The sequence below is a fragment of the Actinomycetes bacterium genome, assembly GCA_024222295.1.
Classification (GTDB): domain Bacteria; phylum Actinomycetota; class Acidimicrobiia; order Acidimicrobiales; family Microtrichaceae; genus JAAEPF01.
This window is the reverse complement of sequence record JAAEPF010000051.1, coordinates 51,777-78,298: the sequence shown is the minus strand read 5'-3', so window position 1 is coordinate 78,298 and position 26,522 is coordinate 51,777. Positions and strand designations below refer to the sequence as shown.

24 protein-coding genes and 1 tRNA gene are annotated in these 26,522 nt (G+C 66.1%); 12 read left to right on the top strand and 13 right to left on the bottom strand.

Going from position 1 to position 26,522, the window contains the following annotated elements; all coding sequences use genetic code 11:
* Positions 1 to 47 precede the first annotated feature (47 nt).
* Positions 48 to 254: a cold-shock protein gene (locus GY812_14790; GenBank protein ID MCP4436748.1), complete on the bottom strand. Its 207-nt coding sequence runs from the start codon at positions 252 to 254 to the stop codon at positions 48 to 50.
* 210 nt (positions 255 to 464) lie between these two features.
* Here GY812_14790 and GY812_14785 point away from each other — a divergent pair, with 210 nt between their 5' ends.
* Positions 465 to 1,382, top strand: coding sequence for an ABC transporter ATP-binding protein (locus GY812_14785; GenBank protein ID MCP4436747.1), 918 nt, complete (start codon positions 465 to 467; stop codon positions 1,380 to 1,382).
* Positions 1,379 to 2,182, top strand: a complete 804-nt coding sequence (locus tag GY812_14780; GenBank protein MCP4436746.1) for an ABC transporter permease subunit — start codon at positions 1,379 to 1,381, stop codon at positions 2,180 to 2,182. Before GY812_14785 ends, GY812_14780 begins: the two co-directional genes overlap by 4 nt.
* 34 nt (positions 2,183 to 2,216) lie before the next feature.
* On the opposite strand, the gene GY812_14775 is transcribed toward GY812_14780, so the two are convergent.
* The 5 genes from GY812_14775 to GY812_14755 all read right to left on the bottom strand — a co-directional run bounded on the left by GY812_14775 (position 2,217) and on the right by GY812_14755 (position 8,768).
* Positions 2,217 to 2,678, bottom strand: a complete 462-nt coding sequence (locus GY812_14775; GenBank protein MCP4436745.1) for a universal stress protein — start codon at positions 2,676 to 2,678, stop codon at positions 2,217 to 2,219.
* A 93-nt stretch (positions 2,679 to 2,771) separates the two neighbouring features.
* Positions 2,772 to 4,400 (bottom strand): TrkH family potassium uptake protein, encoded by a 1,629-nt coding sequence (locus tag GY812_14770; protein MCP4436744.1) that lies wholly within the window; start codon positions 4,398 to 4,400, stop codon positions 2,772 to 2,774.
* A complete protein-coding gene (locus GY812_14765) occupies positions 4,397 to 5,944 on the bottom strand; it encodes a TrkH family potassium uptake protein (GenBank protein ID MCP4436743.1) in 1,548 nt (515 codons plus the stop codon). The genes GY812_14770 and GY812_14765 overlap by 4 nt, the downstream gene beginning before the upstream one ends.
* Entirely contained in the window at positions 5,941 to 7,284 is a 1,344-nt protein-coding gene (gene trkA / locus GY812_14760; GenBank protein MCP4436742.1) for a Trk system potassium transporter TrkA, read from the bottom strand. Before trkA ends, GY812_14765 begins: the two co-directional genes overlap by 4 nt.
* An 83-nt stretch (positions 7,285 to 7,367) precedes the next feature.
* A complete protein-coding gene (locus tag GY812_14755) occupies positions 7,368 to 8,768 on the bottom strand; it encodes a wax ester/triacylglycerol synthase family O-acyltransferase (GenBank protein MCP4436741.1) in 1,401 nt (466 codons plus the stop codon).
* A 150-nt stretch (positions 8,769 to 8,918) separates the two neighbouring features.
* Here GY812_14755 and GY812_14750 point away from each other — a divergent pair, with 150 nt between their 5' ends.
* Positions 8,919 to 9,404: a nitroreductase family deazaflavin-dependent oxidoreductase gene (locus GY812_14750; GenBank protein ID MCP4436740.1), complete on the top strand. Its 486-nt coding sequence runs from the start codon at positions 8,919 to 8,921 to the stop codon at positions 9,402 to 9,404.
* Positions 9,405 to 9,411: 7 nt separating this feature from the next.
* Here GY812_14750 and GY812_14745 read toward each other — a convergent pair whose 3' ends face one another.
* Complete coding sequence (locus tag GY812_14745; protein MCP4436739.1) at positions 9,412 to 9,831, bottom strand: TIGR03618 family F420-dependent PPOX class oxidoreductase; 420 nt, start codon at positions 9,829 to 9,831, stop codon at positions 9,412 to 9,414.
* Positions 9,832 to 9,986: 155 nt separating this feature from the next.
* Between GY812_14745 and GY812_14740 the strand changes: the two genes are divergently transcribed.
* Entirely contained in the window at positions 9,987 to 10,823 is an 837-nt protein-coding gene (locus GY812_14740; GenBank protein MCP4436738.1) for a taurine dioxygenase, read from the top strand.
* Positions 10,824 to 10,853: 30 nt separating this feature from the next.
* Here GY812_14740 and GY812_14735 read toward each other — a convergent pair whose 3' ends face one another.
* Positions 10,854 to 12,488 (bottom strand): hypothetical protein, encoded by a 1,635-nt coding sequence (locus tag GY812_14735; GenBank protein ID MCP4436737.1) that lies wholly within the window; start codon positions 12,486 to 12,488, stop codon positions 10,854 to 10,856.
* Positions 12,489 to 12,536: 48 nt separating this feature from the next.
* Positions 12,537 to 13,832, bottom strand: a complete 1,296-nt coding sequence (locus GY812_14730) for a sulfotransferase (GenBank protein ID MCP4436736.1) — start codon at positions 13,830 to 13,832, stop codon at positions 12,537 to 12,539.
* A gap of 100 nt (positions 13,833 to 13,932) precedes the next feature.
* Here GY812_14730 and GY812_14725 point away from each other — a divergent pair, with 100 nt between their 5' ends.
* From GY812_14725 to GY812_14705, 5 genes are all read left to right on the top strand, one after another.
* Positions 13,933 to 14,394 (top strand): VOC family protein, encoded by a 462-nt coding sequence (locus tag GY812_14725; protein MCP4436735.1) that lies wholly within the window; start codon positions 13,933 to 13,935, stop codon positions 14,392 to 14,394.
* A gap of 106 nt (positions 14,395 to 14,500) precedes the next feature.
* Positions 14,501 to 14,923: a DUF1269 domain-containing protein gene (locus GY812_14720; protein ID MCP4436734.1), complete on the top strand. Its 423-nt coding sequence runs from the start codon at positions 14,501 to 14,503 to the stop codon at positions 14,921 to 14,923.
* 56 nt (positions 14,924 to 14,979) lie between these two features.
* The gene (locus tag GY812_14715) at positions 14,980 to 15,315 is read left to right on the top strand and encodes an SHOCT domain-containing protein (protein MCP4436733.1); all 336 of its coding nucleotides are present in this window, start codon (positions 14,980 to 14,982) and stop codon (positions 15,313 to 15,315) included.
* A gap of 68 nt (positions 15,316 to 15,383) precedes the next feature.
* The gene (locus GY812_14710; GenBank protein ID MCP4436732.1) at positions 15,384 to 16,100 is read left to right on the top strand and encodes a class I SAM-dependent methyltransferase; all 717 of its coding nucleotides are present in this window, start codon (positions 15,384 to 15,386) and stop codon (positions 16,098 to 16,100) included.
* A 158-nt stretch (positions 16,101 to 16,258) separates the two neighbouring features.
* A complete protein-coding gene (locus GY812_14705; protein MCP4436731.1) occupies positions 16,259 to 17,194 on the top strand; it encodes a Rieske 2Fe-2S domain-containing protein in 936 nt (311 codons plus the stop codon).
* 27 nt (positions 17,195 to 17,221) lie between these two features.
* On the opposite strand, the gene GY812_14700 is transcribed toward GY812_14705, so the two are convergent.
* A complete protein-coding gene (locus GY812_14700; GenBank protein MCP4436730.1) occupies positions 17,222 to 18,178 on the bottom strand; it encodes a TIGR03619 family F420-dependent LLM class oxidoreductase in 957 nt (318 codons plus the stop codon).
* 170 nt (positions 18,179 to 18,348) lie between these two features.
* Between GY812_14700 and GY812_14695 the strand changes: the two genes are divergently transcribed.
* Both GY812_14695 and GY812_14690 read left to right on the top strand, forming a co-directional pair.
* Positions 18,349 to 19,581 carry a cytochrome P450 gene (locus GY812_14695; GenBank protein ID MCP4436729.1) on the top strand — a complete coding sequence of 411 codons (1,233 nt, stop codon included), beginning with the start codon at positions 18,349 to 18,351 and terminating at the stop codon, positions 19,579 to 19,581.
* 39 nt (positions 19,582 to 19,620) lie between these two features.
* Positions 19,621 to 20,793 carry a hypothetical protein gene (locus tag GY812_14690; GenBank protein ID MCP4436728.1) on the top strand — a complete coding sequence of 391 codons (1,173 nt, stop codon included), beginning with the start codon at positions 19,621 to 19,623 and terminating at the stop codon, positions 20,791 to 20,793.
* 81 nt (positions 20,794 to 20,874) lie between these two features.
* On the opposite strand, the gene GY812_14685 is transcribed toward GY812_14690, so the two are convergent.
* The 3 genes from GY812_14685 to GY812_14675 form a co-directional block, all read right to left on the bottom strand.
* Entirely contained in the window at positions 20,875 to 23,043 is a 2,169-nt protein-coding gene (locus tag GY812_14685; GenBank protein ID MCP4436727.1) for an EAL domain-containing protein, read from the bottom strand.
* Positions 23,044 to 23,134: 91 nt separating this feature from the next.
* Positions 23,135 to 23,722 carry a molybdopterin-dependent oxidoreductase gene (locus GY812_14680; protein MCP4436726.1) on the bottom strand — a complete coding sequence of 196 codons (588 nt, stop codon included), beginning with the start codon at positions 23,720 to 23,722 and terminating at the stop codon, positions 23,135 to 23,137.
* A 609-nt stretch (positions 23,723 to 24,331) separates the two neighbouring features.
* Positions 24,332 to 24,405, bottom strand: a tRNA-Val gene (locus GY812_14675).
* A 186-nt stretch (positions 24,406 to 24,591) separates the two neighbouring features.
* Here GY812_14675 and GY812_14670 point away from each other — a divergent pair.
* Positions 24,592 to 26,517, top strand: a complete 1,926-nt coding sequence (locus GY812_14670; protein ID MCP4436725.1) for a hypothetical protein — start codon at positions 24,592 to 24,594, stop codon at positions 26,515 to 26,517.
* Positions 26,518 to 26,522: the final 5 nt, after the last annotated feature.

Here is a 26,522-nt window from a genome sequence, read left to right as displayed (position 1 = left end):
CACCGCGGGATCCCGGACCCGGCGGTGAGCTGTGCGGTGCCGCTGCGTCAGACCGCTCGGACGTTGAGCGCCTCCGGGCCCTTGCGGCCCGGTCCGACCTCGAACTCGACTGCCTGACCCTCTTCGAGGGAGCGGTAGCCGTCACCGGCGATGTTCGAGAAATGGACGAACACGTCGTCCTCTCCCTCGCGCGAGATGAAGCCGTAGCCCTTCTCGTTGTTGAAGAACTTCACGGTTCCGTTTACGACACTCATTGCACTTGCTTTCTGTCATCCCCGGGACCGATGGCCCCGGGTAGTTCGCCGGGAGTACTTCGCCCGACGCATTCATGTGCACAAGGTTAACCACCTGACGTGCCCGCACAAGCGCACCATCTAACCGAGCGCCCGCAGAGCGGCTTGCGCGGCAGGATCCGAGGCCTGCAGAAAAGGCGTCATCCGCGCTGGGTGCGATACTTGCCGCCGATGACACCCGCCATCGAACTGGACCACCTCACCAAGTCGTACGGCCGCACCCGCGGTGTCGTGGACCTGACGCTCGAGGTTGCCAGCGGGCAGGTGTTCGGATTCCTCGGTCCCAACGGGGCGGGCAAGTCCACCGCAATGCGCGTGCTGCTGGACCTGCACCGACCAACCTCCGGCGCCGCGCGGGTGTTCGGGCTCGACTCCCATGGAGACAGCCTCGAAGTGCGCCGGCACGTTGGATACCTCTGCGGCGACGTGGCCCTGTATGACTCGCTCGGGGTCATGGAGCATCTCGAGTGGTTGGGTGAGCTGCGCGGCGGCGTGGACCGCAGCGTCATCCGCTCGCTGGCCGAGCGATTCGATCTGGACCTGTCGCGAAAGGTCGGCGACCTCTCCAAGGGCAACAGGCAGAAGGTCGGCCTGGTGCAGGCGTTCATGGGCAGGCCCGACCTGCTGGTGCTCGACGAGCCCACCTCAGGACTCGACCCACTGGTCCAACACGAGTTCCAGGCCATGGTTGCCGAGGTCGCTGATGAGGGCCGCACGGTGTTCCTGTCGTCTCACGTGATCGACGAGGTGGACCGCACCTGTGACCGTGTTGCGATCATTCGCGAGGGCCGCCTGGTCACCAATGAGTCCATCGAATCGCTTCGCTCCCGGTCGCTGCGCACCGTGCGCGTCCTGTTCGAATCGCCGGTTGACCCGGCGGCGTTCGAGGCGCTCGCGGATGTGACAGACGCGCGAGTGGACGGCAACGAGCTCACGGTCACCACGACCGGTGATGCCGACGCGCTGGTCAAGATGGCTGCGCGGCACCACGTAGTCGACCTCGTCAGCGAACGGGCGGACCTGGAGGAGATCTTCCTCGCCTACTACGCACAAGAGGATCCGACCGACACAGGCGGCGGTGGGCGGTGACCGGGCTCGCAATAACGGGCCGATCGCTCCGCGACCGCCGCGGCTCACTCATCTGGTGGGCCGTGGGCATCTTCCTCTACACCGCGATGATCATGGCCGTCTGGCCGGTCATCGAGGACAACAAGGAGTTCGAGGAACTCGCCAAGAGCTACCCGGAAGCACTCAAGGCGATGATGGGCGGCCCCGACGCATTCGACGCCTTCACCACTCCGGCCGGGTTCCTCGACACCTACCTGTACTCGATGATCCTGCCGTTCATACTCGTGGGCCTCGCTGTCGCCATGGGGGCGGCGCTTCTCGGAGGCGACGAGGAGGACGGCAAGCTCGAATTGCTGCTGTCCTACCCGGTGACCCGCACGTCGGCCGTCGGCCAGAAGGCACTGGCAATGACCACCGCGGTCGTCGCCATAGCCGCACTGGTGGTGCTGCTGATCTTCGCGGTGGGATCGCTCGTCGACCTGGATGTCGGCATCGCGGGTCTCCTGTCCGCCACCCTGGGCACGGCTCTGTTCGCACTCCTGCACGGCCAGATTGCGATGCTGGGCGGAGCGGTACTCGGCCGCCGGGGCGTGGCGCTGGGCGTGGGCTGGGGTGTCGCTCTGGGCGGGTACCTGCTCAACGTGTTGTCGGGGATCGACAGTTCGCTCAGCTGGCTGCGCTGGCTCTCACCGCTGCACTACGCAACCGCCAACACACCACTCAACAACGGGCCGCCCGTGGAATACCTCGCACTGCTGGCAGCGCTGGTCCTTGCGACCACCGCGACGCTTGTGGCGTTCCGCCGCCACGACCTGCGCTGATCACCGCCGAAGGCCCGCAGGCACCCCAGCGGAGTCAGTCGACGCCCGACTGTGGGGTCACGACGACCGGGCAGGAGGCATTGCGCACCACGAAATCCGACACCGAGCCCAGCACGGCACGCTTGAGCCCGCTGCGGCCCCGCGACCCCATCACGATCGCCGTGGCATCGACCTGCTGCGCGTAGGCGCAGATGGCCGGCCCAGGGTCTCCCTGGAGCATCCGGCGCGGTGCGTTGTCGAGGCCGAGCCGTTGCGCCTTTGCAGCGAGGGCACGTTCGGTCTCGGCCACCGCAGCTTCGTGCTCAGCGGTGAATTCCTCTTCGGTCATCACGGGCCCCGCATGGCCAGAGGCACCGTGCAGGTCCGCCGGGTCGGGTCCGTCCACGACCATCACGACCTCGAATTCGGCTGAACCTGCCAGAAGGGCATGGCCCTGCTCGATCGCTGAGACCGACTCCTCTGAACCGTCACTGCACAACAACACCGGGTTTGCCATGGATGGCATCCTACCGGTGGCCACGCGAAGCCCCGGCGCAGCCAGACCCTCACCGGCGCAGCCAGACCCTCACCGGCGCCGCGGACTGTCGCTTCAGTTGCTCCGATGTGGCGTCATCCTGCGCGCGCCCCGGCCTGCCCACCGCACAGCAACCACCATCGTCAACACCATCGGGAACACCTCGAGCCGCCCGATGATCATCAGTAGCGCGAGCGTCATCCGTTCACTGACCGAATAGACGGCGAAGCTCGACGCGGGACCGGCCTCACCCAGCGCCGGGCCCATGTTGCCCATTGCGCTCACCGCACCCGAGAACCCGGTGAGCACGTCGGTCCCCTCGAAGGTCACCAGCACCGAGGCGGCCACGACCACCACGATGTACAGCAGCACGAACCCGGCTATGCGCCCCACAACCTGCTCATCGAGCACGTCGCGGCCCTGCTTGATCGGCATGGCAAGCCTCGGCCGCTCCGAGCGGCGCAGCTCGCGCCAGGCCACCCGCGCCATCACCTGGGCGCGCAGGACCTTCATCCCGCCCGACGTCGAGCCGGTCATCCCGCCGACCCACATGAACAGGAACAGCACCGCCTGCGCGGCGGGGGCCCATGCGGCGAAGTCCCCCGCCGATCCGGCGCCGTTGGCGTTGCCGAATCCGGTGGAGGTGCCGAGGGTGACCACGTTGAAGGCCGCCATGCGGAACGCTTCGCCGAAGCCGTCGCCGTCGATCGCCAGGATCGCCGTGACCACCACGATGCCGAGCGCCATGCCACCGATGTAGAGCCGGAACTCGGAGTTCCTCGCATACAACCCCGGACGCCCCTTGACGGCGTTGTAGATGAGGGTGAACGAGGAGCCCCCGATGATCATCCCGATGATCACGACGAACTCCACCGCAACCGAGTCGTAGGCGCCAATCGAGGCCGCGTCGGGAGCGAACCCGCCGGTGGACGCCACGGCCAGCGACAGCCCCACCGAATCGAACCAACCGATGCCGGTGGCCAGCAGCGCGATCGACGAGGCGACCGTGAAGACCAAGTACACGAGCCACAGCCGTTTGGCCGTCTCACTCACCCTCGGCGCCAGTCTGTCCGAGGTGGGGCCAGGGGCCTCCGCCTTGATCAGCTCCAGACCGCCCACGCCGAGGAACGGCAGCACGGCGACGGCCAGCACGATGATGCCCATTCCGCCGAACCACTGGGTCAGCTGGCGCCAGAACAGGATCCCCGATGACGCCTCCGCGAAGTCGGCGCCGGTGAACACGCTGGAGCCCGAGCAGGTGAACCCCGAGATCGACTCGAACAACGCCGCGTCGAATGTCGCGAGCTGTCCGGCGAACAGGTACGGAATGGCACCTGCGAACGAGGTCACGATCCACGACACGCTCACCGCCACGAACACCGCCCGCGGAGGCAGGTCGGTGGGCACGCGCGTGGTGCGCCGAAGGGCCTCGCCCGCCGCCATGGTGACCAACCCCGACGCAACCAGGTCGAATGTGGCGTGGCCGCGCTCGATCACGTCCACCACGGCGCTCACCAGCATGCCTCCGCCTGCGAACAGCAGGGACAGACCGACCATGTGTGGTGTGAGGTACGCGAGCTTTCGGCTGCGCTGGATGACCTCTTTGCTGTCGGTGCGCCGCCTGCCACCGGTACGAGACGCGCGCCGCGGGCGCGGGTCGCTCACCAGGCCTTCACCCCTCGGGCGCTCGTCTTGGCGTCTCACCGCCGACCCGTCCGACGGTTCTTCAGCGAGCGCAGCCGCCGCAGCGGCCAGATGAGCACGGCAACCGACCCGTCGAGCAACGGGTACAGCTCCACTCGACCGGCGAACATCAACACCAGCAGGATCACGAGCGCGGGACGACCCAGCGCGGCCAGCGGCTCACCCACGCCGAGTTCACCGAGCGCCGGGCCGTAGGTAGCCAACGCGCTGAGCGAACCACTCATCGCTGTCACCAGATCGGTACCGGCCATCGTCAGTGCCACGAACCCGGCAGCGGCGGCACCTATGTAGAGCACCTGGTAGCCGAGGATGCGACTCATGCGCGGTTCGTCGACTGCTTCGCGCCCGACACGGACCACCCTCACGACGCCGGGGCGCAACTGTGTGTCGAGCTCGCGCCACAGATAGCTGAACAGCGCCATCCCGCGCACGATTCGGAACCCCCCGCCCATGGAACCCGACATGGCACCGAGCCCGATGAGAAGCACGAGGATCCACTGCGGCCCCGGCGCCCATTCCGCCCAATCGGCCACCCAGTGACCGGTCGAGGACACGGCCGAGGCGGCAGTGAAGGCTGAGATGCGCACGCTGGACAGGAAGTCATGGCCCGGGCTCTGCACCGCCGCGATCACCGCCGTTGCAGCTGCGATCAGCCCGCAGTAGGCCCAGAGCTCCCGCGAGCCGATGAGGGCCCGGGAACGTCCGCGGAGCACCGACCACACGACCGCGAGCGACAGCCCCCCGAGGAACATGCCCGCCACACCCATCCACTCGATCAGCGCCGAGTCGAAGAACGAGAAAGAACCGGCGTGGTTGGCGAAGCCGCCGGTACTGATCGTGGTGAACGCATAGGTAACTGCGTCAAAGGGCCCCATACCGCCGATCAGGAACAACGTGGCGCCCACCCCGGTGAGTCCGCAGTAGAGCAGGAAGTAACGGGACAACACGCGGCGGACATGACCCGAGTTGAGGTGCGGTGATTCGGTGGGCAGGCGGGCTCGCGGATCCGAGGGGCCGGACACACCGAGGAACGGCAGCACCGCAATCACCGCCGCCAGGGCCCCGAATCCGCCCAGCCACTGGGTGGTCGCCCGCCAGAACAGGATCCCCCGGGTCTGTGCCTCCGGGTCCTCGATCACGGTCAGGGCTGTGGTGGTGAATCCGGCGGTCGACTCCATCAGGGCTTCGCCCGGGCGCGTGATCGTGCCGGTGACTCGGTAGGCCAGGATCGACAGCGCGATCATCGACAGCAGGCCGATGCCCACGGTACGCAACGACCTTCGTGGTGTCAGCCGTGATGGCACCGGCACCCGCTTGGCGCTGAACACGCCGATTCCGACCGCCAGGATCCCCACAACGGCGAGGCCGACCGAGTCGGTGCCGCCGTCGGTCAGGTCGACGAGCGCTGCGGCGATCAACCCGATTCCGCACACCAGGACCGACACGCCGGCGACGGCGATCTCGGCCGACGCCTGGCGGATCTTGAGTCCGGATATCTCCTCGGGAGCCGCGTCGGCACCGCTGGGGCGCCTGAAGGTCTTCACGCGAAGAGCTTGCCGACCAGTTCCGCGCGGTCCGGCATGGCGAACACGACCACATGGTCACCGGCAGCCAACTCCGAGCGACCGCGGGCTATCTCGGCAACTCCGTCTCGCACCACCGCGCCCAGCAAGACGTCGGCAGGCAGGTGCATGTCGGATACCACTGCGCCGTCGACCTCGGAGCCCTCGGCCACCTCGTACTCCAGGATCTCTATCGCCCCTTCGAGGAACGTGGCGACCCCGGCGATCTCTCCGCGCACGATGCTGATCACACGGTCAGCCGTGGCCGTGCGGGGTGAGGTCGCGGCGTCGATCCCGATCTCGTTGAGCAACGGCAACAACTCGAGGCGGTGGGCGATCGCTATCGTCTCCCCCGCTCCCTGGGAGTTGGCGAACAGGCACGAGATGATGTTGGCGTCGTCTTCGCCCGTGAGGGCCGCCACCGCATCGAACTTGCCGACCTCAGCATCGAGCAACACTTCTACGTCGGTGATGTCGCCCTTGAGGACAGTGACGCGGTGCAGGCGCTCGGCGAGCTCGCGGGCACGCTGCACATCGCGCTCGATGATCATCACCTCCGAGCCGCGGCGCACCAGCGGGGTGGCAACGAGTTCGGCGGTGCGCCCACCGCCGAGCAGCAGCACGCGGCGCGGCGCCCTCAGCGGCAGGTCGAGCAGTTCCATCAGGTCGCGGCGGCCCTTGCGCTTGCACAGCACCCGCACCATGTCGTCCGCGCGCAACTCGTGGTTGCCGCGCGGGATGACGGTCTCGCCTTCCCGGGAGATCGTGCCGAAGAGGAACTCCCAGTTCGGCTCGTGTTCTGCGGCGACCTGGTGGAGTGTCTTGCCGACCAGTGACGAGGTTGCCGCCAGCCGGGCACCGACGATGAGCACTTCGCCCTCGGCCAGGTATTCGACCTCACTGGCCCCAGGGAGCTCCAACAGCTGCAGGATGTCGCGTGCAGCCTCTTCGTCAGGATCGATCACGCGCGCGGCGCCCACCTCCTCGCGGAGGTCGGCGGCGTCGTCGCTGCGGAGCTCGGCCGACTCGAGGCGCACAAGTGAGCTGGGCACCCCGGCCTGCTTGGCCACGAGCGCAGCCATCAGGTTCACCTCGTCGTTGTTGGTGACTGCCACCAACAACTCGGCGCGGTCGACCCCTGCCTGGGCGAGCACACTCGGGTGGGTGCCGCTGCCGCGCACCGTCATCACGTCGAGTTTCTCCTCGACCGCCCGCAGCCTGAGCGGATCGTTCTCGATGACCGCGACGTCGACACCCTGGCGGCTGAGCCGCTCTGCCACGTACGAGCCGACCTCGCCGGCACCCAGGACGATTACATGCACTACGACATCATGCCGCGTCCACGTACCGTTGCGGCCCATCGCGGCCCCTTGGGCGCGCGGTTGGCCGTGGCGACCGTCAGCGCTCAGCCAGGGGCTGAGCGCTCGAGCTCGGCCAACTCGGCCTCGAAGTACTCAGCTATCAGGTGTGCCTCGGGGAGCGTGTCGGGACAGAACATCACGCCCACGTCCAGCCTCCCTGACATCGAGAACACGGTGACGTTGAGGCTCATGCCCATCAGCAGAGGACCCATCGGGAACAGGGCCTCGACGCGACCCCCGGCTACGTATAGCGGGAAGTCCGGCCCGGGCACGTTGGACACAACCACGTTCACCGCCGGCGGAGTGCGTGAGGCGAGCCCGGCGCCCGTGTACATGCGTGCGGCGAGCGCGATGAGGCCGGGCGGTGTGGTCTCGGTCAATCCCATGATCTGGTGGGCGGCCATCGCCTCGCGCATCTCCTTGGCGGATTGCGTCGACTCGTGGATGGCGAGCAGGCGCTCGGCGGGGTCGTCGATGTCGGTTGCCAGGCTGGTGAAGATCGAGCCGACCTTGTTGCCGACCTCTCCCTCCTCGCCCTGCACCCGCAACGACACGGGGCACTGCGCGATCAGCGTGGCCTCGGGGAAGTCGTCGATCTTCATCAGGTAGCTGCGCAGCGCCCCGGACACGAGAGCCAGCACCACATCGTTGAGCTTCACTCCGTAGGCGTCCTTGAGGGCCTTGACCCGCTCGAGGTCGAGCCTCGCAGAGGAGAAGTAGCGACGGGGGGTGGGATCGCTGTTGAGCAGCGTGCGGGGGGCTGTGAGCGGCAGGCTCACCTGTTGGTCACTGCGCAGGATCGGCACCGCGGACGCGATCTGCTGCACCGACTGCCGGGTGAACCTCGCTACCCGGAACGGCGTGCGCACCGCCGTCCGTAGCGCCGCGCGGGCAAGCATCTCCGCCTGGCTGGGCTCCCGGGAGTCCAGGATCTCCTGGTGCACCTCGGTGGAGGACACGCGGGGTTCCGGCTCCAGGTCGAGCAGCACCTCGGCCAGGCCCGCGCCTGACGCTCCGTCGACGATCGCATGGTGCATCTTCTGGAAGATCGCCACCTTGCCGCCCTCGAGACCTTCGATGCACCAGGCCTCCCAGAGCGGACGGGAGCGGTCGAGCTTGTAGGAGGCAAGGCGGCCGATCACATCGCCGAGTTCCTTGGGCCCACCGGGCTTGGGCAGCGCGATGCGGCGGATGTGGTAATCGGGGTCGAGGTTCGGCTCCTCGATCCAGCTCGGGCGGTCGAGGCCGAACGGCACGTCGACGAGCCTCCACCGCAGCTGCGGGATCTCGGGGATGCGCGTGATCAGCAGCTCGCGGAAGCGCTCGAACGTCCACCCGTCGGGCGCTGATTCGGCATCGACGATGATCAGGCCCGACACGTGCATGTGCCAGTTGGGCGTCTCGCCGTAGAGGAAGGCTGCGTCCTGCCCACTCAGTTGCTTCATCGTCCCCCACCTCCGTCGGATCAGCAGCCATGTTGCCACCCCACATGACCCGCATGCCGCGACATCGCCATTCGGGCTCGCGCCAACCCGGCAAGTGGAAGACTCCGGTGCACGCGTTCCGCGCCGGCACCCCACAGATCGGAGCAGTCCATGAAGATGATCAAACGACTCACAGCGTTGGTGCTCATCACCGCTGCAGCGATTGCCGCCACGTTCGTGATCGGGATGCGCACCAAGTCGCCACCGGTACTGAACGCGGTCAGATCGATGAACCGGCGCGTATTCAATCCGAAGCAGATGGAGACGGCGGGTAGTCCCGGGGCCTCCGCTTCCGTGATCCGCCACACCGGACGGCGTTCCGGCACCACCTACGAAACGCCGATCGTGGCAATCGACGGCGGCGAGGACTTCGTGATCGTCCTGCCGTACGGAACGCAGGCGGACTGGTTCCGCAACGTCACCGCCAGCGGGTCAGCGGAGATCGTCCATGAAGGTGAAGCCTGGGAACTCGTGGACCCCCGGGTCGTGTCCGTGCAGTCAGCCGACGAGGTGTTCACCGACGCCGACAGGCGCACTCACTCGCTGTTCAACGTGACCGAGGCACTGCGCCTCCACAAGGCCCGACTGGTCGGATGAACCCGAGCTAGTCCATCCAGGGGCCGACGCCACCGATTCGGTCGCACGCCACCCTCACCACCACCGCGCTCGGCGAGTCTCGCATCGCCAGCGGGTGCTTCTCCAGGCCCGCGTACTTCCGCGCCAGTTCGTCCATCAGCTCGGGGCTCGGACCGGGTTCGATCGTGGCGGTGCCGTGGATGACGAGGTGGCGCTGGAACCCCCTCTCGCTACGCTCGGTGTCCTCGACCGAGAGGATCACCTTCGGATCACGTGCGAGGTTGCGGGCCTTGACGCTGGCGGAGTCGGTGCCGAACAGGATCTCGTCGTCCTTCACGACCACCCACACCGTGGAGACCTGGCCTGAGCCGTCGGGATTGGTGGTCCACACGTGGGCTACCGCGTCGGTGCCGAGCAGTGCCTGTGCCGGTGCCGGGATCGAGTCCATGAAGCCTCCCGAGGGAATGAAGTGTGGCCTTCACTCTGCATGCCAGCGCCCCGCCTCTCCACGGCTGTGTCGAAGCGATTGGAGCATCTGGTGGTGCCACCTGACCGCCCGGCCGGGAAGTTTCCGGCCAACCGCCCGCTGGTACGGTCCGGTCCATGGATGTCACACCGGTTGCGGGCGCGCTCGGAGCTGTGATCGAGGGAGTCGACCCGCGCGACCCCGGCGACGACTTCCCGGCGGTCTACAACGCTCTGCTCGAGCACGAGGTCATCTTCTTCCACGGCGCCTCGCTCGACGAAAGGGAGCACCTCGAGTTCGGCGCCCGATTCGGCACACCGAGCATCTTCCCGGTCGCACGGATCATGGGCGCCACCGAACCGACGATGACCGTCATCGAAGACGGCCCCGACAGCCCCAACGCGGCCGACGCCTGGCACACCGACGTCACCTGGACCGCCGAGCCGCCCAAGGCGGCGTTGCTGCAGATGGAGACCGCACCTGAGCGCGGCGGCGACACGCTCTGGTGCTCGACAACCGCTGCCTACGAAGCCCTGAGCCCCTCGATGCAGGAGTTCGTGTGCGGGCTGACGGCCACGCACGACAACGAGGGGTTCATCGCGAGCGTCGAGAAGAAGGCAGGCGACGCGGCCCGCGAAATCGTGGAGGAGATCCGGCGCGACTACCCGCCGGTGGTGCACCCGCTCGTTCGCACGCATCCCGAGACGGGCAAACGGGCGTTGTTGTACGCACAGAGCTTCCTGGTGCGGATCAACGAGCTCACCGAGTCCGAAAGCGATGCTCTGATCGAGTTCCTCGGCCACCACGTCAACGAGCCACGCCTGCACTGCCGCTGGCACTGGGCCGAGGGCGACCTGGCCGTCTGGGACGAGCGGTCGACCCTGCACCGTGCGGTGGGAGACCACTTCCCACACGTGCGAGTCGTCCGGCGCCTCGAGATCGACGGGGACGCGCCGTTCTTCCAGGCCGGCTGAGCAGTCCGGCGGTTGCACGCCGGCGCCGCATCAGCCGAACAGTGCCCGGTTCTCCTCCGCCTCGGCGATGAGCGCATCGGCGTCGGACTGCAGCAGGAACCCTGCCTCCACAGCCTCGGCCGCCGACGCAGCGAAGGCGGCGATGTAGTCGTCGGCCGTTCCGTGCAGCTCGACGATCTTCGGCTGGTCGAACGGGATGGTCGTGCCGAACAGGGTGCAGAGCGCGATTCCCTCGTCGGCGAGCGCGGCGGGCGGATCGCCGATCGGCGCGTTCACGGGAACGTCCACCAGCGGCGTGCGGATGCCACCGAGCGCGATCATGTTCTCGTCGCGAACGATCTCGAGTTCGTCACCGTCGGCCATCTCCAGCCTCGGCGACTCCGGAGGCGCCTCGCCACCGCCCACCCAACTCACGAAGTGGTTGAGGCCCGCCTGGTACACCTCGTGGTGCGGTCCGATGTTGAAAGGCTCAGTGCAGCCGAGGACCGAGCCGACCATCGGGTCACGCGGACCGCCGACCAGCGCGCGGATCTGGTGGGCATCGGCATGCGCGGTTCCTGCAACCTCCCAGGTGCGGATCATGTCGGTGTCGGGCTGGCGGGCGTTCGCGTAGCCGAGCATCGTGAGATCGGTCTCCGCCAGCAACATGAACACCGGGATGTCCAGGTCCGTGCGGATCAGCACGCCTTCTTCGATGATGCGGTCGCCATTCTCGTCGGTCTCGACCTCGCGCAGTCCCGACAGGGGCGATGCGCCGGCGCCACGCGAATGGATGATGAGACCGTCATAGACAGGGTCGATGGGGTGGATCGCGTTGGCATAGGTCGTGAGGAAGAAGGCGGACTGGGATTCACCGACTCCAATCACCTGCTCTGCTTCGAGGCCGCCCAGCAGCGCCGGGTCCTCGGTGATCGCACGCCCCACCTGGCTGAAGATGTCATAGGCGTAGGCGTCGCCGGGGTGGCTGAGCGTTCCGTAGCGATCCGGGTCGGTGTTCTTGAGCCCGCTGTTGTCAGTGGCGCCGCCGCTGTCCTCCGCACCCGCCGCGGCTGCGGCTTCCTCATCGATTGCGGCATCCAGAAGGGTCTCGCCACCCTCTATCCCCTGCGCCTGTGTGCTGACGAGGACGTACGCATGACCCTCCCGGCCGACTTCTTCTGACAGATAGGCCCAGTCGGGTGATGCCTCGAGCGCGCTCACATTGAGCCACTCCACCAGCACGGTGCCACTGAACTCCTCAGCGGGGGGCCGGTGCACGATCGCCCGGGTCAGATACTCCGCTTCATCATCCGGCTCCGCTTCCCACATGCCGTCGGCCGGGGTCTCGGCCGCGTCGAAGCTGCTGGCAGTGCCGCCGATGAAGAACTCCTCGGTGGTGTACCCGTCGGGCGCGGGCGCCGCAGGCTGTGGGAACACGATTGTGTCGCCCTCGATCGGGCCGGTGACCGTCTCCGCGGACCGGCCTTCGTAGGCAACCGTGTCTGCTGCTTCGCCGGTCTGCTCCGTCGCGGATGACTCCCCCTCACCGCCATTGCCGGAGGAGTCCGACGTGCAACCGATCGACGACGCTGCGACGAACGCGAGCACCGCGGCCAGCAACCACCACCGGCCCCTGCTCCCCCCGGGCTCCGAACTGGCCGCCAAGCGTTCCGTGATGGTTTCCATCGGGGCATCCTTGCGTCTACGCAGGCAGTGGCGCCACCGCCACGCCGCTCAGGTGACCTCGCGTCGCACCTGCGCGAAGGCATCGAAGTAGAAGCCGTAGCGGTCGTAGAGCTCGGCCGGGTCCAGCCCGAAGTCACCCTGTAGGTCATAGACGACACGACCGTCCTTGCCACGCGGATTGCCCGCCACGTAGCTGGCCAGGTTCTGGCGTGCCTCGGGCGTCACGTCGACTCCGGCGGTCTCGATCACATGGCTGGCCATCGCCAGGTCGTCACGCATGAACTCACCGAACTCCACGTCCACGCGCTGGGCCCCGGGGATGAGGTGGGCGTCGCGGACCGAGGCACGGAGCAGGCGCTTGATCCGATCCACCCAGTACTCGGCCAACCCGTCGGCATCGATCTCCTCGCGGCGGTTGCGATCGCCGTAGGCGAGCATCGTCAGTGCGGACTGGAGCACCGCCACCGGGTCCCGCAAGGTGAATGCCACGGTTGCATCAGGAAACGTGTCCATGAGCGGGCCGAGCTGCTCCAGGTGCTGAGGGGTCTTGAGCACCCAGCGCCTCGGCCCGCGCAGGAAGCTCAGCACGCGCAGCTCCTGTTCGAGGAACTGGTAGTGCCGCCGCTGGTCGAGGGCCAGATAGTGGTCCCTCCATTGCGGGACCCGGGCATGCCACTCCAGCGTGTATGCGCAGAAGTCGAGGTCGAGCAGTTCGCAGTCCTCCTCGATGCTCTCGGGTGGTCGGTCGTGCATGAGCTTCACGAGCGGGTCAGCCGCGTCGGTGAGCTCATGGGTCACCTTGGCGCGCAGATACCGCGGGTCGACCCCGTCACGCCCGGGGCCGTCACCCATGACGGGAATCGGCTCCTGCACTTCCCACCAGGGCATCGAGCGAAACCTGTCATCCGCGGCCAGGAGATTGACCAGGTGGGTCGTGCCTGATCGCGGCAGCCCCACCACGATCACGGGCGGTTCCAGTTCCACCTCGAGCGCCTCGGGATAGCGACGCACGAAATCGTCGAAGCGCAGGCGTGCTGCCAGACAGCCGACCAGCCGACGCCGCACCAACAGCCGCCCCATGCCCATCAGGCCGTCATCGGCCTCTACCGCGTCGAGCTGCGCGCCCAGCCGGTCATACACGGTGACGTCGTCGATGCGATCGAGGCCGGTGCGCGCCTGCGCATCGGCCACCACATCGTCCAGGTCCAAGGACACGTCGAGTGTGAGCCCCCAGTCGTACACGGACTGCTGCGCGGGACTGCGACGCGGCTCGCGGAGGTCATCGATACGAACCTCTTTCACGGTCACGCCCCCTGTTCCTTCACCAGCGGTGTCGGCCGGCATGCCGACCCCGGCACACCGGACGCCCGGCGGGGCGGAGCGTAACCTATGACGCCGGGCGGCCTGCTCGGCCGGCCAACGTCGACGACCACAGGGAGAGACGATGCGTGCCGAGGACTTCTTCCATTCCGGTTTCGTGGTGGACGACTTCGAGGGGACCCTGGAGCGGCTGACCGGGCTGTTCGGTTACCGGTGGGGCGAGGAGATCCGCATCGAGAGCACCTTCACGCTTGCCGACAACCAGCCCGCAACGGTCGAGAGTGCGTTCTGCTACTCACTCGGGGAGCCACGGGTCGAGGTCCTGCGGACGATCCCCGGCACGGTGTGGGAGCCCGCCGACTCGGGCATACACCACCTGGGCTACTGGTCGGACGACGTGCAGCTCGATTCGGCAGCGCTGGTCGCTGCCGGCTACGAGTTCGAACTGTGCGGCCCCGGAGGGCACGACGAGGCGCTGTTCGCCTACCACCGGCACGCCAACGGCCCGCGCATCGAACTCGTCAGCCGCGACGTGGCACCGATGTTCGAGCAGTACTGGGCCGATGGCCGAAATCCATTCGGATGACCTGCGACCCGGGATCCGAGCGGCCGAGACCCCGTCCGACCGCGTCCCCTGTACAGTCACGCGGGTTGCCGACAGCAAGGAAGCCACGATGACTGACATCGAGGACATGGGACCGATCGACTGGGTCCTGATCGAATTCAGCGGACCCCTCACGGGCAAGGCCGCTCCCCCGCTACTTGACCTGGTCGACCGGGGCCTGATCCGCGTGCTCGACATCATGTTCATCGCCAAGCACGACGATGGCAGCGTCGAGGCCATCGAGATCGAGAACATGCCAGGCGACGAAGCAGTGCACGTGTCGGTGTTCGAGGGAGCCGGTACCGGCTTGCTCGGAGAGGACGACCTCGATGCGGCCGGTGGGGTGCTGGAACCGGGCACCCGGGCAATCATGCTCGTCTACGAAAACAGCTGGGCGGCGCCGTTCGCCAAGGCCATCCGTGAAGGCGGCGGGCAGTTGGTCGACTCCGGGCGCATTCCCGTGCAGTCGATCCTCGCCACCCTTGAGGAGCTCGAGGCCGAGTCCGCATAGGACCGAGACGCAGCGATACTCGAAGATCAGCACACGAACGACACGAGGAGCAGGACATGATCAGACGACGCGGAGGACTCGTTCGCACGGTGGGTCGCACGGCCGTGGTGGCCGGCACGGCCAGCGCAGTGGCCGGAGGCGTGCACCGGCGCCAGTCACAGAAGTGGGCCGACAAGGACCAGGAGGCCCAGGCGCAGCAACAGGCGGTCTATGACCAGGGGGCTGCCGACGCGATGGCCGCCCAGCAGCAGCAGGCACCGGCGCCGGCCCCCGCGGCAGATGCCGAGGACGAGCAGATCCAGCAGCTGAAGAAGCTGGCGAGCCTTCATGACCAGGGCATCCTGAGCGACGAGGAGTTCGCGGCCGCCAAGGCGAAGGCTCTCGGAATCTGAGAGACGCGCTGCCCGAAGCGGGCAACAACGACCCCTACTCCGCTCTGGCGGCCGACTACGACTGGTTGGTGGACGACGCGACCTCATCGCTCGGCACAACCACACCCGGGGTGCGCATGGCCTTGCGCGCCCTGCACCCGGCAAGCCGCGTGCTGGACGCAGCATGCGGGGCCGGATTTGATGCCGCGGCCCTGGCAGGCCGCGGGATGGAGGTGACCGCCACCGACGCCAACGAAGCGATGGTGCGAGCAACACGCGATCGGCTCGGGGCGGCCGGCCTCGTCGCCCGGGTCGAGCGCGCGAGATGGGCGGAGCTGGGATCGCTTCTCGATCCCGGTGGCTTCGACGCGGTGCTGTGCTGTGGTGGCTCACTCGGCCACGCCGGCTCCTCGCTCGACAACCTGCTGGCCACGTTCTGTCGCCTGTTGACACCCGGAGGTGTGATGATCACCGACTCACAGCACTGGGAAGCCGTGATGGCGACCGGCGACCACGTGGTGGTGGATCCGCGCCCGGTGCAACGGAACGGAGCCACCTGCCGGGCCACCTACCACTGGCGGGCAAGCGGTTCTGCGGACAGCGCTTCGGTGTGCGAAATGGACGTCGTGCTCGAGATCGAGGCCGCGAATGACACAACAGTGCGGTCACACTCCCTGCATTTCAGCCCGTTCTCCACCCGACGACTGCTCGAGGCGACCCGCGGGGCCGGATTCGTGGTCGAAACATGTGATCCGCGGGCGGACGACCACCGGTATTCGCTCGTCGCGCGGAAGCCCGCTGCCTGAAGTCGGGTCCGGCCACGTTGCCCACGGCCTGGGGTGTCGTGCCTTCATCTCGCCCCCAAACGGCAGTCGCCCTGGACCAAGGGCTGAATCGGGAGCCACCGGACCGCCTTGCCGCAACGGTGCTGGCGGCACGGGCGCTCGCGGCGTAGACAGTCCCCATGACGGATGCGCCCCTGCCCGTGCCCTTCGGCTGGTTCCAGGTCGGGTTTCCCAGCGATGTCTCACCCGGCGACCTGATGGCGCTGCAGTACTTCGGACGCCACCTCGTGCTCTGGCGTGATGAACACGGTTACGCCCACCTCAACGACGCCCACTGTCCTCACCTGGGTGCACACATAGGGTTCGGTGGCTCCGTGGCCGGCGACAGCGTGGCGTGCCCGTTCCACGGGTGGCGTTTCGGCGCTGATGGCTCCAACACCCACATCCCCTACAGCGGGCGCACCAACCGGTCGTGCAACCTTCGGCCGTATCCCGTGATCGAGCGCAACGGGCTGCTGATGGCATGGTTCCATCCCGATGGCGTCGACCCGATGTGGGAGATTCCCGACGTGCCGGAGTTCGCCGATCGAGACACCTACACCGAGCCCGTTCAGCGCGACTTCCATGTGTCTGCGCCGTGGCAGGAGATGGCAGAGAACGGCGCCGACTCGGCGCACTTCGGATTCGTGCACGGCCAGGAGCACGTGCCAGAGATCGACTCGTTCGAAACCGACGGCGCCCACTACAGGATGGAGAGCACCCAGCGTTGGCCCACCGCCAACGGTGTGGTCGACGGGCATGTGACCGCAGAGAGCTGGGGCCCCGGGTTCAGCATCGTGCGGATGGTCGGCATCATCGACACCGTCAGCCTCGGGTGCAACACCCCGGTGACCGACTCCAGCAGCCACCTGCGCATGAACTTCGCGACGCGCCGCTCGGACGACGAGGCCATGACTCGACTCGTGACCGATACGTTCGTCGACCTGCTCGCCGAGCAGATCGGAGAGGACGCCAACGTGTGGGAGCACAAGGCCTACGTGGAGCGACCAGCCCTCGCCGACACCGACGGCCCCATCATGCAGTTCCGAGCCTGGGCCTCACAGTTCTACGCCTGACCCCGCCGCGCCAGACGACGCGGGCAACTACGCGAACGCCGAGTGGAAGGTCGAGACAATCGGTGTGAGGCGGTCCTCGAGTTCGTGGTCGGGGCACCGCAGGAAGACCTGGAAGTCGGTCACCCCGGCCTCGTTGAGTGCCAGAGCTGACTCGAGGGCCTGCTCTATCCCCGCCACGCCCGCATCGGCTGGAACGGCGAGCGCGCCCTGCACCTGGAACCCGGCCGGGTCCCGGCCGGCCTCGGCAAGCGCCTCGCGGATCCGAGCGATGGCCGGGGCAGGGTCCTGTGCGTCATCGCCCCACGGAATCCAGCCGGACCCGAACCTCAGGATGCGACGCAGCACGGCGTTGTCGGCCCGGCCCCCGTGAAGCCGCCCGCTCACCCAGATGGGCACGCCTCCGGCTTGCACCGGCTTGGGCGCCTGGTGGATCCGCTCGAAGGCGAGCCGGTCGTCGCTGAAGCCAGCCGCCTGTTCGGTCCAGAAGGTCTGCAACACAGCGAGCGTGTGGTCGAGCAGCTTGCCGCGGCCCTCGAAGGCGAGCCCGGCCGCCTCATACTCCTCTCGTTGCCACCCGACCCCCACGCCGAGGTCGAGGCGGCCACCGGAGATCGCGTCGATGGTGGCCGCGGTCTTGGCGAGCACTGCGGGGCGGCGCAGCGACGCAATGAGGATGCCGGTGGCAAGCCTCACCCGCGTGGTGCGACCGGCAACCGCCGCCAGCACCGTGAGCGGCTCCAACCACGCGCCGTCAGGGCCGGTCGGTTGACGGCCGCCCTCGACTCCACCGGATGACGGATCGCCGTAGGCATCGAGGTTCTCCCCGAAGGCGATGTGGTCCGACACGATCACCCGGTCCACGCCCGCACGTTCGATCGAGACCGCCCGGTCGAGAAGTGGCTCCCAGCTTTCGGGCGACTCGGCGGCGAAGTTGAGCAGGTTCATCGAGAGTGTGGGCGTGATTCCGCCTGACGTCGTGGCCATGGCCAGACGATAGGCATCGCACGGCTCACCCGGGGAGGCCTACCGCTCAACCACGCTGGTGCCATACGATCCGGCGATGCTCGACCTGCTGCACATCGCCCCCCTCTTCGAGCAGGCCGCCGTGCACCACCGCAGCCGAGCGAGCAGCTGCGAGAGAGACTGAGGAAACCATGGGCTCCCCCGACCTGGACGTGTTCGACCTCGACAACCTCGAGGATCCCTACGACCTCTATGCACGGCTGCGGGAGGACTCGCCGGTGCACCACATCCCCGGGATGGACCTGTTCCTGGTCTCGCGCTACGCAGATGTGAAGGAGGCAGCAGGTCGCAAGGAGGATTTCTCGTCGCACCTGACCGCCTTCGTGCAGGCGAATGCCACAGGCAGTGGTGGCTCCGAGCTCGTGGACTTCGGCGCGTCGGCCTCGACCGTTGCCGATGTGCTGGCCACTGCGGACCCCCCCGACCACTCCCGGCAACGCAAGGTGGTGGCGCGGACCTTCCGCGAGGTGAACACCGCCGCCCCGATGATCGAAGAACTGGCTTCGGCCATGCTGGCGCCGCTGGTGGAGGCAGGCTCGATCGAGTGGATGGACTCACTCGCTTCGAGATTGCCGGTGCACGTGATCGCGGCCCTACTGGGCCTGCCCGATGAAGACACGCCCCGACTGAAGCAGTGGTCCGACGATGGCGTCGAGCTGCTCAGCGGTGTCGCCTCAACAGAGCGCCTGGCGCAGTGCGCTGCGTCGGTGTTCGGATTCGTGAAGTACCTGCGCGAGAACCTCGCTGATGCAGGGCCGGGTGGCTCGGCGGGCGATGCCATCCTCGGCACGCTGGCAGAGGCGGTGCAGGATGGGAGCCTCTCCGACGCGGAGGCGACCTCGATGGCGCTGCAGCTGGTCTCGGCCGGGTCGGACTCGACCGGCAACCTCATCGGTAGCGCGGCGCGCGTGCTGGCCTGCAACCCTGACATCCAGGCCCGCGTAAGAGCGGACACATCCCTCCTAGAGCCGTTCCTCGAAGAGGTGGTGCGCCTCGAGAGCCCGTTCAGGGGACACTTCCGGGTCGCCAGCCGCGACACCGAGTTGGCGAGCGTGAGCATCCCCGAAGGGGCCCGGCTGTTCCTGATCTGGGCGTCGGCCAACCGCGACCCGGAGGCATTCGACGCCCCGGACTCGGTCCTCCTCGACCGGGCGAACCCGCGGGACCACTTCGGGTTCGGGTGGGGTATCCACCACTGCCTCGGCGCCCCGCTGGCCCGTCTGGAGGCCCGGATCGTCACCGAGGCCCTCATCCGTACGACAAGCGACATCCGCCTTGACCCGACCGCGCCCGCGCCGGCGCACATCCCGAGCCTGCTCGTGCGCCGGCTCGCACACGTGCACCTGGTCCTCGATCCCGCCTAGAACCACCAATCCCCCACGGCCGTCGGGAAGACTCATGGCGTGCCCGTGACCACCGCCGAGGACCGCGCCGAGATGCGACGGCTCACTGAGCGGTGGTTCGTGAGCCGGGGCGTGCCCCACTTCATCGAGGACTACACCGCGTCCGACGACATCTTCACCCGGGCATGGCCGGTGCTCACCGTCGTGTTCGTGTCCCAGATGGTCAACGGCGTATCCGACGACCTGCCCACCTGGGCCAACGTGCTCGTGGTGGTCGGCGGTGTGGTGGCACTGGTGCTCACGCTGGCTCTGCTCAACCGCGCCCGCGGCCGACCCTGGTACCGCCGCCCTGACAAGATCGGAGCACGGGAGCTGAGCGCCTTCGTGCTGGTGCCGAGCGTGCTGCCGGTGCTGTTCGGGCTGCAGTGGGCCACCGCTGCGCTCACGCTCGGATTCAACCTGTTGGTTCTGATCGTCGTCTACGTGGTGGTCTCCTACGGACTGCTGCCCATGACCCGTTGGGCGATTGTTCAGCTGTTCAGACAGCTGGCCAACGTCGCCAACCTGATGATCCGGTCCCTGCCCCTCCTCTTGATCTTCACGATGTTCATGTTCGTGAACGCAGAGATGTGGAGGGTCGCTACCGACATCCCCGGCGACTTCTACGCGGCCGCAGTCGCGTTGCTGGTGGTCACCGGCTCGCTGTTCATGGTGATCCGGCTGCCTCAGGAGGTCTCGGCTGCCGGGCACTTCGATCGCTGGTCCGAAGTCGGGCCGCTGCTGGATGGCACCCCGATCGACTCGCTCGGCGTCGACGGATTGGAGGACCCGCCGCACGTGCCCCCGCAGTCGCGTCGTATGCGGCTGAACGTGGGCCTGGTGTTCTTCACGAGCCAGTCGATCCAGATCATCTTCGTGACCCTTGCGATCTTCGTCTTCTACGTGGTGCTAGGGACGTTCCTCGTCAGTGAGGACACCATCGCCCTGTGGACCGGCGACCAGTTCTCCGGAGCCGTGGCGGAGTTCACGCTCTGGGAGAACCAGATCGTCCTGACCGGCGCACTGCTGCGCTGCGCGGCCTTCATCGCGGCGATTGCCGGGCTCCAGTTCACGGTCTCGGCCCTCGTTGACAAGTCCTACCGCGAGGAGTTCGTGGAGGAGAACCTTCTCTCCATGCGCCGCAACTTCGCAGTGCGTGCCGCATACATGGCCCGCCTCGGCGACCGTGACTGAGTGGCCGGCCGGTATGGGGCTAGCCCAAATTCGCCGAACTAACATGCCATGGGAACGCTCGAACATGGCGCTGAACGACGGTTAGCGATGCTGTAGTTCCTCAGCCTTGTGCAACCACTGCTTGGCAAGTTCTCCAGCTGTCATAGGCTTAGCAAAGAAATAGCCTTGACTGTATTCACAGCCCAAGTCCTGCAACCGCTGATGTTGTTCGACCGACTCTACCCCTTCAGCCACGGTCTCTAGGTTCAACGCCCCTGCCACGTCAAGGATCGCCCTCACGACCGCATCACCCTCGCTGGAGAGAACAAGTTCCTGAGTGAAAGCGCGGTCGATCTTCAACTTGTCGATCGGCAACCGCCGCAATTGCGCCAGGGACGAGTACCCAACACCGAAGTCGTCAATTGCAAACTTGGCGCCCAGCCTGCGCAGCGTTGCCATCTTCTCGGCGACAGCCGTCGGATCGTTTAGGAATACTCCCTCCGATATCTCGATGGTCAGATCTTCCATCTGCAGGCCTGACTGTTTGACCGCAGCGTTGATCGCTCCGAGGGGGTCGCCCTGGTTCAAGTGCACACCGGATATGTTGACAGCCAGATTCAGCTGGATGTCATCCCGTGTGTTCCAGCTCGCAACCTGGCGTGCCGCGTGAGTCATTACGTAGCGATCAATCTGAATAATCAGTCCCGTCTCTTCGGCTACACGGAGGAACTCAGAAGGTTGCATCAGCCGCTCGCCAGATCGAAGTCTCACGAGTGCCTCTACCCCGGCAATACGACCGCTGCCTGTATCGACAATAGGCTGGTAGCGAAGCTCCATATTTTCGGCATCTATAGCACGCACTATTGTATCTTCGATGGCCTGGCGCCTATCTATGGCAGATCGCATCCTTGCATCACTGAGTACAATTTGCTCACCAACTGCCTTGGCTTTATACATAGCCTGATCAGCTTCCATTAGCAGTTCTTCCGAATTATCGTGTTCCGCCCTTGCGAATGCTATTCCGATGCATGCACCTACGGTCAGGTCGACGGGGTCGCAGGAAATTGGCGCCCGCACAGCTTCCAGAATTCGGTGGGCGACATCTCTCGCAGCGGCCGAGTCGGTCTCCGTAAGGAGCATGCCGAACTCATCGCCGCCTATCCTGCCCGCCAACCCGTTGTCAGGACACTCTGCCTCTATCCTCGACGCTATTTCACGTAGAACGGCGTCTCCAGTTCGGTGCCCGAAATTGTCGTTTATGTCCTTGAACTCAGATAGATCAATAAAGAGAAATGCCACATCATCATCCCGGCTACCTCTCATTGCTGAAGACAGACCACCAGTTAACGCCGCACGGTTGGCAAGACCCGTAAGAGGATCAGTGCGAGCCTCAGATACTAACGAGTCGGTTATCCGGTCCCGTTCGGCGGCTACCTCAAGTATGCCTGGAATCATACCAGTGAAGCTGGAGGGTATGGCCGGAGCATTAGCAGACTTTGCCACTACATTCGCTTGACCCAGCGTCCACTCACCAGAAGACTCCCGATCGATAACTTGGGCTAGATAGTTTCGGACGTCTGAAGTGCGCCTGCCCTGGGCAATACGTTCTAGAGCCTCCGCTTCGATTTTGGTGAAGCGGTGTCCTGCCTCAAGTGTTTGTGTTGCTTCTGCGAGCCGACGCTGGACGTCTCTCTCATTCTCCTTCCCGAGCAAGAATAGAAGCGCCAAGCTCACCAACGGAAGGAACACGATCAAGAGTTCGAGTTGAATACTGATTTTGTTATCAGACGCATTTTGCCGCACCTCTGCGAAGGCGTTGTCGACGAGCCTTCTAGAAGTCGACCTCAGGGGTGGGGCCAATGTCTGACCGGCAGAATAATCAAAGTCACCGGACTCTGATGCTCTATCGAGCAATACAGCGACCTCGTCGTAGGCTCCTACGAGGTCGCTGTATAGGACATCGTTTCTTGGATCTGACAGTTTAGAAATATCGTCGCCGGCGATGTCGACCTGTCGACGCGCCAGAGAGTACGACAGGGCGATCTCTTGGATGGTAGGTCGCCGATGCTGCTCACCAACCAAGACAGGGTCGGTGTCGGGACCGACGGCCTCCTTCTGCTTTAGGGTAGAGCCGTCCAGCAGGTCAGCAATAGACTCGCTGTCAAGACGAAGATCGGAGACACCGCCGCTGACATCCCTGGTTAGTTCGCTGTTTGAGGAGATTTCGCTAGCGACCGAGTAGAGCCGAAACGCGGCAAGAGCAGTTGCCACCAAACTACCCAGTAGGAGGACTAAAAGAATGCCTCGAACCCGGGATTTTGGAGATCTTTCAGATCGACTTGGTCCACGCACCTGAGGTCTCCTAGTCCCCTGGTCCGTTCAGGACCTCTATCGTCTCCACAGACCAGACCCAAGCGTCCTCGATGGCGCCCTGCGAGCTCCAATCAGGGAATATTATACGGGCAGGCCCACCTTCCTCCAGCGGAATCGAGCCACCATTTTCACGTGTGGCGATGACAGCGTCGCCCTCAATGAGGTCAGAGATAGGGATATCATAGGAGTATTCATTGAGGGCCACTATTTGGACTTCTGCATCTGTACCCCACCCCAAGTGATCGACCACTGCCTCTACTGTTGGCCCCTCGAAGGTGGTTCTGGCCTCAACAAACGGCTCATATACTTCGGTCCGGACCATCTCTATTTCTTCAAGCTCGCCCAATGAGTGAGTTGAACTACCCCCACCGTTCGTGAACACCAAGTCTGCGTCCACCGAGTGCGGCTGCAATCCCTCCACGCGTTCGAACTTGGAATCGCCGGAATTACTGCATCCGGCGGCCAAGCTGACAAGGAGGATCATTATCACTAGTGCTCTAATACGCATAGCTCCTGGCACACCTTTGTGAACGGTCGGTATCATCGGATAGGAAGGGAAGCGATCTTCTGGGCTCATGACAGGATTACTGGTCAGCGCTGCTTGTGAGGTTTTGGGGACGCCGGAGGTTGGGCTGGCTGGCACAAGCTCTTTCTTTGCCGACCGCCGCGCAAGTTGCAGCTTCCTCTTGGGGCGATGGCAAGCAAAGAAGGTGATGCTGCGAGTTGGGTAATCCCCCGGGTTGGGAGTGCCTTCGACCGAACGACAACACGAAACCACCGAAACTCCGCCCACGACACGCAAGTGAAGGCAGTCCAGCTGACGGCTGACAGCCAGTTGGAGCACTGTGCCCGGACAAACTCACAGCGGAGCTGGACCTAGCTGCACCCCTATCGTGTCTACGTTGGGGCTCGGAGCAAGGCAGCAGATCAAGCTGCCCTCCAGGAACTGCTCCAAGCGCCCTAGCACTCAGTTCCATAGGTCTAGCTTAGAGGGTTGGCAGGGCGACTGTTGCGCTAGAACGCTACACAACTAACTAGAACACTACACAACTAACTAGAACGCTACACAACTAACTGTTAGTGGTCATCGATTTCGAACGGTGGTTGTCCCCCGAAGAGCTCGGAATTCCAGTTCGCGCGGTGGATTGGTCAGCGTGCGATCTCTTTGGAACTGACTCAAACTCGGTGGGCGTGGAGGGACTCGAACCCCCGACATCTTCCTTGTAAGGGAAGCGCTCTAGCCAACTGAGCTACACGCCCGGAGCGAGAGAGCGTATCGCCGCTCGGCGCGGTTCCCGAAAGAGCGTGCCCGCCGCCCTGGCGACCTCCTTGGACCGATGCGCGTTGTTCGCCCGGACGGCATGGCCGGTCGACCGCCGGTCGGCTCCACCTTCGGCATCTGGCGCCTCGGTTCACATCGGAGCCCACCCTGCCGATCCGTGGGGGGTGACGGAACACATCGACGACCCGGCTCCGACGGCGCGTGCCGCCGTTTGGACAGGCTTGGCCGCCGGTGTCGTCTACCTCGGCTGGCGGGCCGGCTGGACCCGAAGCGGCACGGACGCGTGGTTGTTCTGGCCCCTCTGGCTGGCGGAAGCAACGACCCTGCTGTCACTCGTCCGCTTCGCGGCGGAAACCTGGCGGCTGCGCTTCGACCAGCCCGTGTCTCCGGAGCGCCAACACACCGTAGACGTAGTGGTGATTGCCCGCGACGAGCCCACCGAGGTGCTGCGAGCCACACTGATCGGGTGCGTGGCGCTGCAACACGAGCACCGCACCGTTGTCTTGGACCCTCTGTGCCGCCAACAGGTGGCCGATCTGGCCAGATCACTCGGCATCGAGGTCATGTGTCCCCGGGGCCTCGACGCCTCGGCCGAGCCCGAAGTGCACCTGAACTCCGTGCTGGACCGACTCGACGGTGAGCTGATCGCGGTTCTGCGCGGTGACGACGTTCCACTGCCCGAGATGATCGGAGCACTGCAGGGAGACTTCGCAGATGAGACCGTGTGGTGTGCCCAGGGCCGCCAGGCGGTGTACGGCCCCTCAGCCGGCGACTACGACGGTGGCATCGACGAGCTCGCACTGTTCTTCGGCGTGATGCAGCCCGGCAAGAACCACCACGGGGCCGCCTACTGGTGCGGCTCGGGTGCCCTGCTCCGCCGTGAGGCGGTTGACGCACTCGGCGGGGTGCCGGTCCAGACGGACACCCCCACGTTCCAGATGTCGCTTGCAGCGCACGCGGACGGGTGGACCTCGACGTTCCATGGCGAGCCGACGGCGCTGACCCTCGCGCAAGCCGACGTTGAGGGCTTCGTCGCCCGCCATGCTCTATGGGCCGCCGGCAACATCCAGTCGCTGCGCACCCCGAGCTCACCGCTGTTCCCCGGCGGACTCAGCAGGGGGCAGCGCCTCTCCTACCTCGGCACGATCGCGACCTACCTGGCCGGGCCCCGCCGCCTCGCGAGCGTGGCCGTACTGGTGGCCACCCTCCTCACCGGCCGCCTGCCGATCGTCACCGACCCATGGATGCTGGTCGCCGCGTGGGCGCTGTGGATGGCGCTGTTCACACTCGCTCGCAGACGCCTGGCGCGTGGACTGAGCCCCGAGCTAGGACGCTCGCAGGACCACTGGCTGCTGATGGGCGCATACACGACCGCATGGTTGGGGTTGGCAGTTCCCCGTTCGGTGTCCGCCTCTCTGCGCACTCCCCCGCCGACCGCCGGCCATCGCCACCTCCGACCTCGGATCAGGGCCAGACTCCTGGTCACCTCGGGGGCCTCAATCGCGTTGGCGGCACTAGTCCGTGCGGTCAGCGCGGCGGGACCCTCCTTCCTGCCGGAACTACCCACGGCGGCCACAACCGTGTCACTGGCCGCAGCGCTCGCCCTTTGTGCGACCATCGGCGGCGTGCTTCTCAGGGCCGCGAGGCGCACGCGCAGGGGCCGCCCCCGCTTCGCTGTCGAGAGCACGGCACGAGTGGGCGGCGTGACGGTCGACCTCCTCGAGGTGTCGGAGCGCGGAGCGTCCGTTCGCATGCCATCGGCGCCGCGGATCGGTTGCCCCTTCGTGGTCGGTCTCCGCATCCCCGGACTCGACGGCACCGTCCACCAGGCAACGGTGGCGGCCGAGGTCCGCGCCGTGCGGCCGACACCGCCGCCCGACATCGGGCACATCGTGGGCCTGTCGTTCACGCACCTCTCGGCGACCGCACGAGACCGCCTGGCCGAGTACTGCCGGGTGCTGCTCCCTGCGCGCAACGCCGCTGTGGCGTTGGACGACGGGCCCATGCCGAGATCCGGTAAGACGGCCCCGAACTCGTTGGCATCGGACACAGGCGCCGACGATCTGGGATCGGCCGGCCGCGCCGGCTGACGGTC